12 protein-coding genes and 1 pseudogene are annotated in these 9,614 nt (G+C 71.2%); all 13 read right to left on the reverse strand.

The annotated features are described in order from the left end of the window. A pseudogene (locus UWG_RS0124680) lies at positions 1–403 on the reverse strand (DNA-processing protein DprA); the annotation flags it as partial. Continuing rightward, positions 400–2,025 (reverse strand): YifB family Mg chelatase-like AAA ATPase, encoded by a 1,626-nt coding sequence (locus tag UWG_RS0124685; RefSeq protein ID WP_016909872.1) that lies wholly within the window; start codon positions 2,023–2,025, stop codon positions 400–402. The pseudogene UWG_RS0124680 and the gene UWG_RS0124685, both read right to left, overlap by 4 nt. After that, on the reverse strand, positions 2,026–2,400 hold the full coding sequence (locus UWG_RS0124690) for a YraN family protein (RefSeq protein ID WP_029391745.1): 375 nt from the start codon (positions 2,398–2,400) through the stop codon (positions 2,026–2,028). Positions 2,401–2,543: 143 nt separating this feature from the next. Further along, positions 2,544–2,864 (reverse strand): DUF2469 domain-containing protein, encoded by a 321-nt coding sequence (locus UWG_RS0124695; RefSeq protein ID WP_016909874.1) that lies wholly within the window; start codon positions 2,862–2,864, stop codon positions 2,544–2,546. A gap of 48 nt (positions 2,865–2,912) precedes the next feature. Further along, positions 2,913–3,641 carry a signal peptidase I gene (gene lepB / locus UWG_RS0124700; protein ID WP_016909875.1) on the reverse strand — a complete coding sequence of 243 codons (729 nt, stop codon included), beginning with the start codon at positions 3,639–3,641 and terminating at the stop codon, positions 2,913–2,915. 104 nt (positions 3,642–3,745) lie between these two features. Then, positions 3,746–4,699 carry a signal peptidase I gene (lepB, locus tag UWG_RS0124705; RefSeq protein ID WP_016909876.1) on the reverse strand — a complete coding sequence of 318 codons (954 nt, stop codon included), beginning with the start codon at positions 4,697–4,699 and terminating at the stop codon, positions 3,746–3,748. Beyond that, a complete protein-coding gene (gene lepB / locus UWG_RS30955) occupies positions 4,641–5,579 on the reverse strand; it encodes a signal peptidase I (protein WP_237720280.1) in 939 nt (312 codons plus the stop codon). The genes lepB (UWG_RS0124705) and lepB (UWG_RS30955) overlap by 59 nt, the downstream gene beginning before the upstream one ends. 352 nt (positions 5,580–5,931) lie before the next feature. Then, positions 5,932–6,642 carry a signal peptidase I gene (gene lepB / locus UWG_RS0124715; RefSeq protein WP_193386479.1) on the reverse strand — a complete coding sequence of 237 codons (711 nt, stop codon included), beginning with the start codon at positions 6,640–6,642 and terminating at the stop codon, positions 5,932–5,934. Positions 6,643–6,709: 67 nt separating this feature from the next. Further along, on the reverse strand, positions 6,710–7,060 hold the full coding sequence (rplS, locus tag UWG_RS0124720) for a 50S ribosomal protein L19 (RefSeq protein ID WP_016909878.1): 351 nt from the start codon (positions 7,058–7,060) through the stop codon (positions 6,710–6,712). A 180-nt stretch (positions 7,061–7,240) separates the two neighbouring features. Next, the gene (gene trmD / locus UWG_RS0124725) at positions 7,241–8,080 is read right to left on the reverse strand and encodes a tRNA (guanosine(37)-N1)-methyltransferase TrmD (protein WP_016909879.1); all 840 of its coding nucleotides are present in this window, start codon (positions 8,078–8,080) and stop codon (positions 7,241–7,243) included. After that, the gene (rimM, locus tag UWG_RS0124730; protein ID WP_016909880.1) at positions 8,077–8,607 is read right to left on the reverse strand and encodes a ribosome maturation factor RimM; all 531 of its coding nucleotides are present in this window, start codon (positions 8,605–8,607) and stop codon (positions 8,077–8,079) included. The genes trmD and rimM overlap by 4 nt, the downstream gene beginning before the upstream one ends. A gap of 117 nt (positions 8,608–8,724) precedes the next feature. After that, positions 8,725–8,964, reverse strand: coding sequence for an RNA-binding protein (locus UWG_RS0124735; protein ID WP_016909881.1), 240 nt, complete (start codon positions 8,962–8,964; stop codon positions 8,725–8,727). Between the two features lie 2 nt (positions 8,965–8,966). After that, positions 8,967–9,407 (reverse strand): 30S ribosomal protein S16, encoded by a 441-nt coding sequence (gene rpsP, locus UWG_RS0124740; protein ID WP_016909882.1) that lies wholly within the window; start codon positions 9,405–9,407, stop codon positions 8,967–8,969. Between the last annotated feature and the right edge of the window lie 207 nt (positions 9,408–9,614).

Here is a 9,614-nt window from a genome sequence, read left to right on the forward strand (position 1 = left end):
CGTAGTCGGTGCAGGCCCGCGCTCCCACGAGGGCGACGGAGCGCAGCGCCCAGAACCGCAGTGAGGGGCGGCCGCGCACCCAGAGCCCGACGGGACGGGCCAGGTCCAAGTCGTCGAGCTGACGGGGCCATTCGGAATCCCCCGGGCACAGGAAACGCCCTCCGAGCTCGGCGACGGCAGCGAGGTCCGCGTCCGGAGCGACGCGTTCGGCCCTGAGTCTCAGCCCCCTCCAGACGTGCTCGGAGGCCCCGGGCAGTGGAGGTGGAGCCGGCCGCTCACGCAAGCACTCCCAGACCGCCTGCGCTCCGTGTTCGCTGAGCCAGCGTCCCGCGCGTACGTCCCCCGGCTCCACCACGCGGGTCAGCGCCGCCCTCGCCAACCGCTCCTCCGCGCCGGCGTTCACGCCCCCTCCCCGAGTGGGACGGGCACGGTCCCGGGTGCCGCACCCCGGCTGATCCCGGTCCGCAGTTCGAGGGCCCAGTCGACGTCCTCGCGGTCAGGTCTGTCGTGCCCTGCCAGATCGGCGACGGTCCAGGCGACTCGGAGCACCCTGTCGAGTCCCCGCGCAGTGAGCAGGCCGCGCTCCATCTCCCGCTCCGCCTGGCTCAGCGCTCCGTCCGCCACCGGGTAGTGGCTGCGCAGGGTGTGGCCGGGGACCTGGCTGTTCGTGCTCCAATGGCTCCCCGCGTAGCGAGCCGACGCGCGCTCGCGCGCCGCTCGCACCCTTTCCGCTACTACGGCGGTGGTCTCCGTGGCGCCGGCTGCTGCCATGAGTTCCGCACGGGCCAACGGCTCGACGGCGACGCGGAGGTCCACACGGTCCATCAACGGCCCCGAGAGCCGCGCCCGGTAGCGGCGCACGGTGGACGGCCGGCACTCGCAGACGCCGGCGGCCGTGCCGAACCGCCCGCACGGGCACGGGTTCGCAGCGAGCACCAGCAGAAAGCTCGCCGGCATCCGCACCATGCCCGCCGCGCGGGCAACGACGACGTATCCCGACTCCAACGGCTGCCGCAGCGCGTCGAGCACGCGGGCACTGCATTCGGCCGCCTCGTCCAGAAAGAGAACCCCACGATGGGCGAGCGAGACCGCCCCGGGCCGCGGGACACCGGAGCCGCCGCCCGCGAGGGCCGCGATCGTCGCGGAGTGGTGCGGCGAGCAGTACGGCGGACGGTCGATGAGGGGCTGGCCGGCCTCGAGCGCGCCCGCGACCGAATGGACGGCCGTCGCCTCCAGCGACTCCTGCCGGCTCAGCGGCGGAAGCAGCCCGGGAAGGCGCTCGGCGAGCATCGTCTTCCCCGCGCCGGGCGGGCCCTTGAGGAAGAGGTGGTGGCCTCCCGCTGCCGAGATCTCCAGCGCGGAGCGCGCACGGCGCTGCCCTGCGACGTCGCCGAGGTCAGGGACTCGGAGCGGCCCGGAGCCCGGCAGGCCGCTCTGGGAGGAGACGAGGCCGAAGGCGTCCGGCACCGTCGGGTCGTGGCCCGGCTCGGCCGAGGGTTCCTCGGGCACGGGCTCGTCCCCGAGCACCGCGATCAACTGCCGCAGGCTGCGCACCCCGAGCACGGAGACGTCGGGGACGAGGGCGGCCTCGGCCGCCGCCGACTCGGGGACGACGACCTGGCGGTACCCGGCGTCGGCCGCGGCGAGCACCGCGGGGAGCACACCGCGGACGGGGCGTACGCGGCCGTCGAGCCCCAGTTCTCCGATCATCATCAGGCCGGCGATCTCCCGCGGGTCGATCCGCTCGGCCGCGCCCAACACGGCGCAGGCGACGGCGAGATCGAATCCGCTCCCCGCCTTCGGGACGGACGCAGGACTGAGCCCCACCGTGAGCTTGCGCTGGGGCCACTCGACCCCGGAGTTCGCCAGCGCCGCGCGGACTCGGTCCTTGCTCTCGCTGAGACTCTTGTCCGGGAGTCCGACGAGAGTGAAGGTCGCGATGCCGGGTTCGAGGTCGGCCTGGACCTCGACCGGAACTCCCTCGACCCCGACGAGCGCCACGGAGCAGGTGCGGGCGAAGGTCACTCACCCCACCCCCCGGACGTGCTCGATGAGCGGGGCGCCGCGATCGGGGAGGACCACTCCGATGAGATCGATGCGGACGCCCTCCGTGGGAGGGCTGCCGTACCTCGGCAGCCAGCGCTCCGTGAGCCACCTGGAGGCGAGCCTCCTCAACCGGGCGTACTTCGACGGCGGAACGGAGGCCATGGGCTGGGCGTACGGCCCTGCCCTGCGGGTTTTCACCTCGCAGATCACCAGCGCGTGGCGGTCACGCGCAATGATGTCGATCTCGCCTTCCCTGCACCGCCAGTTGCGCTCCAGAACCGCCATTCCGCGGTCACGGAGACGCCGTGCGGCGAGATCCTCTCCATACCTGCCGAGCGCGCGTTGTGCGTTCATCTCCACCACCTCCGGCGGAGACTCTGCCGCTCCCGCCGGAGACAGGTGGATCTTCGTGAATTTCTGTGGATTACCCGGGAGTTGTGGAAAACCCGATCACCCTGAAGAGTGAGACCAGGGCATGAACCCCCGGCCGTCGCGGGTCACTTGAACCCGGAGTCCTCCGGCAGGTCGAGCTCGCGTTTGTTGAGCTCCTCGATGTTGACGTCCTTGAAGGTGAGGACGCGGACCTGCTTCACGAACCGCGCCGGCCTGTACATGTCCCACACCCAGGCGTCGGCCATCGACACCTCGAAGAAGACCTCTCCCTGGACCGAGTGGACCTGCATCTCGTAGTCGTTGGTGAGGTAGAAGCGCCGGTCCGTCTCGACGACGTACCGGAAGAGACCCACGACGTCCCGGTACTCCCGGTAGAGCTTCAGCTCCATGTCCGTCTCGTACTTTTCGAGGTCCTCGGCGCTCATGGCATGTTCCCCTTCAGCCGTGCGTCCTTCCATTGTGCGCCACAGGGGTCAACCCCGTGGAGAGGAGTTCACTCTGCGGGCGATCGGTCCCCAGGCCGCGCCACCGAAGATCAGCACAGCCCCGACCGGAATCGCGACCGCAAGCAACCGTACCGGTCCCGGCTCCGAGGGCTCGCCCGAGAGCTCGTCCGTCCACTCGGCCCGCTCGAGCAGGCCGAGCCCGCCCACCGGCCAGGCGACGGCGTCGACCCGGGCCTGGACGGCCGAGCGCGGGACAGCTCCGTGGTCGCCTTCGTCGAGGTGAGCGGTGGAGTCGAGGGAGGCGAGCCGGTTGTCGCCCAGGAGGAAGAGCTTGCCCTCGGGCACGACCGTCGCCCCGAAGGGGCGCTGTGCGTCCTTGCCGCGCGCTGAGCGCACGTACGGCTCGTCGATCGCCTCGTCCCCGACGGTGAGGCGGCCTCGGCTGTCACAGCAGGCGACCTCGTCGCCGCCGACGCCGACCACCCGCTTCACCATCGGCACCGAGCCCCAGACGGAGTCCTGGAAGACGACGACGTCCCCTCTGCGCACCTCGTCCCCGTCGATCCGTTCCGCGAGCACCCGGTCCCCCGGCTTCACGGTGGGGTCCATGGAGTCGGTCGGCACCGTGTACGGCTGGTAGAGAAGGGCGCCCCAGACGAATCCGCCGAGGAAGAGGACGCAGCCGAGCGCCACGGCGACACCGGAGAGTATGCGTCCCGCGGGGGATATCCCGGCCCCGCCCGCCGCCTTGGCCATGCCCGCCCCTGGTCGCTCACGCGCGCCGGTGGCCGCCGACCCCGGCGCCTCCCGGTGCGCTTCGGAAGATCCGGAGCGCACACTACCCGGCGGTACGAGCGGCGTCAGCCCCGTTCGACGGCCTGGCGCACCCGTGCCCTGCGGCGCCAGAGGACGAACGGGAGAGCCCCCGCGAGCCCGAACGCCCCCGGGACCGCGGTGGAGGCCGCACCCGCGAGGCTCTGGCTGCTGAAGGTGTCGGGAACGGAGAGCGCGTCCCAGCGGTTGACCGGCCAGGCGACCACGACGGCGCGACCGACGACGTTCTCCTCCGGCACGAAGCCGCCTCCGGGCTGCGTCTCGTGGTACCGCGAGTCGAGCGAGTCCTGGCGGTGGTCACCCATGACCCAGAGCTTGCCGTCCGGCACCTTGATCGGGCCGAACGGCTTGTCGTTGCAGGGGGTGTTGCCCGGGAAGAGGTACTCCGACTCCTCGAGCGCCTTGCCGTTGACCCGTACCGGGCCGTTCTCCTTGCACGCGACGGTGTCGCCGCCGACCGCGATCACACGCTTGATCAGGTCCTTCTCATTGCCGGAGGGCATCAGGCCGATGAAACTCAGCGCCTTCTGGACCGCGTTCTCCTCGACCTCGACCTCGGGCAGCCAGCCGCCCGGATCGTGGAAGACGACCACCTCGCCCCGGTTCGGCGTCGAACCGAACCAGGGGGTGAGCTTGTCGACGAGGACGCGGTCGCCACGCTGGAGGGTGTTCTGCATCGAGTCGGACGGGATGGAGAACGCCTGGAGCAGGAAGGTCTTGATCAGCAGGGCGAGCACGAGCGCGATGACGATCAGCAGCGGCAGTTCCTTCCAGAACGGGCGCTGGCTCTTCTCGGAGCGCCCGTCGCTCTCCGCCTTCTCCTGCTCCCGGTGGCTCACGCCGCTCACTTCGCTCCCGTCTTCCCGCTCCGTCGGTTCCGCCGGAGGCGCGGGCGGTTGCTCGGCACCGGAAGGTGCCCGGTCATCGTGCTCCCCGCCGTCGTCCGAGTCCCCGGAACCCGACCGTGCGCCGACCGCCACATCCCCCACGTCCACTCCTCACGCTGCGCTGCCGCCTGACCGTCAACCGGTGCAGGCCCACCACTCCCATAACGAGCGGGAGTTCCGCAGAGAACGGGAGTGGGGTGACCCGATTGTCGTCGGACCCGGCGGACGCCGGCGAACCCGCGGCGTCCGGTACAGAAGCATAGGTCTCCGGCTCCTCCAGTCTCCGCCAGTGGTCGAAGGGCCAGGCGATCACGACGGCGCGGCCGAGCACCAGGTCCTCGGGGACCGTCCCGCGCTCCGGGTCGCGGAGGTGATAGCGGGAGTCGGCGGAGTTGCCGCGGTGGTCGCCCATGACGAACACGCGGCCGATCGGCACCTCGACGTCGAACTTCACCCGGGACGGCTTGTCACCCGGATTGATGTAAGGCTCCTCCAGCGGCTGACCGTTGACAGTCACTTTCCCGTCGCTGTTGCAGCACTTGACGGTGTCCCCGCCCACGGCGACCACACGCTTGATGAGGTCCTGCTCGTCGTCGGAGGGGAGCAGGCCGATGAAGGTGAGCAGCTCCTTGCCCTGCTTGATGCCGGGCGGGTCGTCTGCCGGTTCCGACTGCTCCTGCTCGAGCCAGCCGCCCGGGTCCTCGAAGACGACGACGTCCCCCCGCTCGGGGCGGCTGCCGAACCACGGGGTCAGCTTGTCGACGAGGACGCGGTCGCCGATCCGGATCGTCTGCTCCATCGACCCCGAAGGGATCACGAACGCCTGGACGAGGAACGTCTTGAGGAGCAACGCGATCAGCAGCGCCACCCCGACGAGTATCGGCACCTCCTTGGTGGCCGAGAGCCGTCGCATACGCCTGTTCCGCTTCGCCCGACGGCGCCTCGCCGCGCGCCCTTCGCCCGGCGGCGGCAGCGGGGCCGGCTCGCCGACGCTCTCGAGGAAGGCGTCGGCTCGACGGTCGGCCGCCTCCGGATCTTCCGGCGGCACCCCGAAATCCCGCCCGTCGAAAGGCTCTTGCGAGTAGGGCTGCGCACCGTACGGCGGAGCCGGATCGATACCCGGCGGTGGCGCGCTCGTACCGTACGCGCCCGGCGCCTGCGGAGGCGTCCCGTTCTGGCCCGACGGCGCCCACGGGCCCCCGGGTTGGACGGGCCGGGGGCTGCCGTAGTCGAACGGCTCCGAGTAGTCGTACCGGCCGGGGTGGCCGTAGCCGCCCTGCGGGGGCGGCGGCGGGGGTCGCCGACCGTACGTCGGCCCCTCGCCGTCAGCCACGGTCGCCGCCGGCTGCCGCGGGGACCGTGGTCCATCGTCCGGCGGGCCAGCCGATCCAGTCCGCGCGGCCGATGACGCGGTCGAGCGGTACGGTACCGCCGCCCGGGCCGCCGAGGTGGTCGCGCGAGTCACTGGAGTCGGAGCGGTGGTCCCCCATCACCCACAACCGTCCGTCGGGCACCTCGATGTCGAAAGGCACCGTCGACGGTGCGTCGCCGGGATGCAGGTACGCCTCGTCGACCGGCTCACCGTTCACCTCGATCCTCCCCCGCTCGTCGCAGCAGGCGACTCTGTCCCCGCCGACCCCGACGACGCGCTTGACGTAGTCGGATCCCGAGGCGTCGGCCAGTCCGACCGCAGCCCCGGCCCGCCGCAGCAGCGCGGCGAGACGGTTGCCCTCCGGCTCCTCGTCCTCGAACGAGCCTGCGCCGTCGAAGACGACGACGTCGCCGCGGTCGGGACGGTCGTCCGAGGTGTAGGCCAACTTGTTGACCAGCACCCGGTCACCGACCTGCAGCGTGGGCTCCATCGAAGAACTCGGAATCAGAAAAGGCTGCACCACAAAGGCGCTGGTCAGCAAGAGCACAATGAGGAGGCCGCAGAGAGGGGCTCCCCAACGCACAGCGCGCGACCGCCACTTCCTCCCCTGCTCGGGGGCGGAAGCGCGATCGCGCTGCTGGTTCTGCTCGGGTGCGTCGTCCACGGCGTGTGCGACCGGGGCACCGCGCCGGAACGAGCCCTGCCGGGCCGTTCGACGCGGGCCCGCGGGATCAGTTCTCGCGCTTCTCCTTGATCTTGGCGGCCTTGCCGCGCAGACCGCGGAGGTAGTAGAGCTTCGCCCGGCGCACGTCACCGCGGGTCACGACCTCGATCTTCTCGACGATCGGGGTGTGCACCGGGAAGGTGCGCTCGACGCCCACGCTGAAGCTGATCTTGCGGACCGTGAAGGTCTCGCGGACGCCGTCGCCCTGGCGGCGGATGCAGACGCCCTTGAACTGCTGCACACGCGAGCGGTTGCCCTCGATGACGCGCACGTGCACGTTGAGGGTGTCGCCCGGGCGGAACGCCGGGATGTCGCTGCGCAGCGAGGCCGCGTCGACGGAGTCGAGTACGTGAGACATAGAAGTCCGCTTCCTCGTCGATGCCACAGGTCATCGACGGAATGCTCGTGATCCTGAAGGGGTTCCGAGGTCTGGAGAACCCGGATGCTCGCCGGGTGGGCGTCGGTCCCCCTGTGGCAGGGTCGCCACTCCCACGCGAGCGACGACCCATTCTTCCACGCCGTCCCCAGCAGGCAAAATTCAGGGGTCCGCAGCCGCCGGACCCTCGATCCGACGAAGCCGCTGAGGCCCGTTCGAGGGCTCGTGCGGCTCTTCCAACTCCCAGCCCAGTTCCCGCAGTACGCGCAGGTCAGCCGCGTCGAGCGCGGACGGCTCCGTGCGTCGTACGAGGTCGGGACGGAAGGCGCTGGTGCGCCGCCACGCCTCGTCCCTGCGCCACCGGGCGATCCGCCCGTGGTGACCGCTGAGCAGCACCTCGGGGATGCCGCGGCCGCGCCACTCCGGGGGCTTGGTGTAGACGGGGCCCTCCAGCAGGTCGGCCATGGGTCCTGGCGCGAAGGAGTCGTCCCGGTGCGAAGCGGAGTTGCCCAGCACCCCGGGGACCAGCCTGGCCACGGCCTCCACCATGACGAGGACCGGTGCCTCTCCCCCGGCGAGCACGTAGTCCCCGATGGAGACCTCCCGCACGTCGAAGCGGCCGGCGTACTCGTCGATCACCCGCCGGTCGATCCCCTCGTACCGGGAGGGCGTGAAGACGAGCCACGGTGCTTCGGCGAGTTCACCTGCGAGCTGCTGGGTGAACGGGCGGCCGCTCGGCGTCGGCACGACGATCACCGGCGGCTCCGCCGGTTCCGCGCCGATCACGGTGTCGAGTGCCTCTCCCCAAGGCTCGGGCTTCATCACCATGCCGGGGCCGCCGCCGTAGGGGGTGTCGTCGACGGTGTGGTGGCGATCGTGGGTCCAGGCGCGGAGGTCGTGGACGCGGACGTCGAGGAGGCCGCGTTCGCCGGCCTTGCCGAGGAGCGAGAGCCGCAGGGGCTCCAGGTACTCGGGGAAGACGGTGACGACGTCTATCCTCACGCCTGCCCCTTCCCCTCGTCGGCGTCGAGGAGGCCAGGGGGCGGATCGACGACGAGGCGCTGCTCGCCGAGGTCGACCTCGGGGACGATCTCCGCGACGAACGGGATCATCACCTCGCCCCCCTCGGGCGTCCCGACGACGAGCAGATCCTGCGACGGCAGGTGCGAGACCTCCGAGACGCGGCCGACCGCGACGCCCTCGACGGTGACCACGTCGAGGTCGGTCAACTGGTGGTCGTAGAACTCCTCGGGGTCGTCCGGCTGTTCGTCCGGGTCGACCTCGGCGACGAGGAGGGTGTTGCGGAGCCCCTCGGCCGCCGTGCGGTCGTCGACGCCGGCGAACCGCAGGACGAGCCGGCCGCTGTGGACGCGGCCCCGCTCGATGGTGAGCGGGCCCGCCTCGGGCGGATCCGTGGCGAGTACGGCGCCGGGTCCGAGGCGCAGCTCCGGTTCGTCCGTGCGCACCTCAACGGTGACTTCGCCCTTGATGCCGTGGGCACGGCCGATCCGCGCGACGACTAGTTGCACTCTCGTGCCCTCTCGAAATTGCCGGCCGCGATGTGCGGCTGAACCTGCTGCCGTCGACAACGGGCCGGGGACGGCTGCTGCCGTCCCCGGCCCGTGCCGGTGCTCATCTCCCGCTGCTCAGCGGACCTGGTCCACGTCGACGAGGTCGACGCGGACTCCCCGGCCCCCGAGCGCCCCGATGACGGTGCGCAGTGCCTTGGCGGTGCGGCCGTTGCGGCCGATCACCTTGCCGAGGTCGTCCGGGTGGACCCGGACCTCCAGCACACGTCCGCGACGCAGGTTGCGCGCCGCGATCTGCACCTCGTCGGGGTTGTCGACGATGCCCTTCACAAGGTGCTCGAGGGCCTCCTCGAGCATCCTCAGGCTCCGGTCGACTCGTCGGAGGACTCGGCCTTGGCCTCGTCCGCCTTCTTCTCGGACTTCTTCGCCTTCGGGGTGATCGCCTCGCCCTTGGCTTCCTCACCGGTGTCCTTCGCCGCGGCCTCGAAGACGGCGCGCTTGTCGGCCTTGGGCTCGGGGAGCTTCATCGGCTCGGGGGCGGGCAGGCCCTTGAACTTCTGCCAGTCACCGGTGACCTTGAGGATGGCCTGGACGGGCTCGGTCGGCTGGGCGCCGACGCCGAGCCAGTACTGCACGCGCTCGCTGTCGACCTTGATCCGCGAGGGGTTCTCGGTCGGGTGGTACTGGCCGATCTCCTCGATCGCACGGCCGTCGCGGCGGGTGCGGGAGTCGGCGACGATGACGCGGTAGTGCGGGGCCCGGATCTTGCCCAGACGCTTCAGCTTGATCTTGACTGCCACGGGTGTGGTGTCTCCTGGTCTTGACGTGGATGGACACTGCGGAATCCACGTGGGGTTGCGGTCCTGGTGTCCGGTGGACGCGTCAGCCGGAGGAGAGAGGGGTCCTGTGCGGCTGCCGGGTACAGCGGCCAATGATGCCACACGGGCGCAACGCGGCCGAACCGCCCCCGGAGCCGGCCCGACCGGCAGGAGCCGCCCCTCCCGACG

The organism is Streptomyces xiaopingdaonensis, assembly GCF_000262345.1.
GTDB classification, from domain to species: domain Bacteria; phylum Actinomycetota; class Actinomycetes; order Streptomycetales; family Streptomycetaceae; genus Streptomyces; species Streptomyces xiaopingdaonensis.

Excerpts from the sequence above, each read along its gene's own strand:
- UWG_RS0124690 (WP_029391745.1), bottom strand. The coding sequence starts at position 2,400 with ATGAACGCACAACGCGCGCTCGGCAGGTATGGAGAGGATCTCGCCGCA.
- UWG_RS0124695 (WP_016909874.1), bottom strand. The coding sequence starts at position 2,864 with ATGAGCGCCGAGGACCTCGAAAAGTACGAGACGGACATGGAGCTGAAG.
- lepB (WP_016909875.1), bottom strand. The coding sequence starts at position 3,641 with ATGGCCAAGGCGGCGGGCGGGGCCGGGATATCCCCCGCGGGACGCATA.
- rplS (WP_016909878.1), bottom strand. The coding sequence starts at position 7,060 with ATGTCTCACGTACTCGACTCCGTCGACGCGGCCTCGCTGCGCAGCGAC.
- UWG_RS0124735 (WP_016909881.1), bottom strand. The coding sequence starts at position 8,964 with ATGCTCGAGGAGGCCCTCGAGCACCTTGTGAAGGGCATCGTCGACAAC.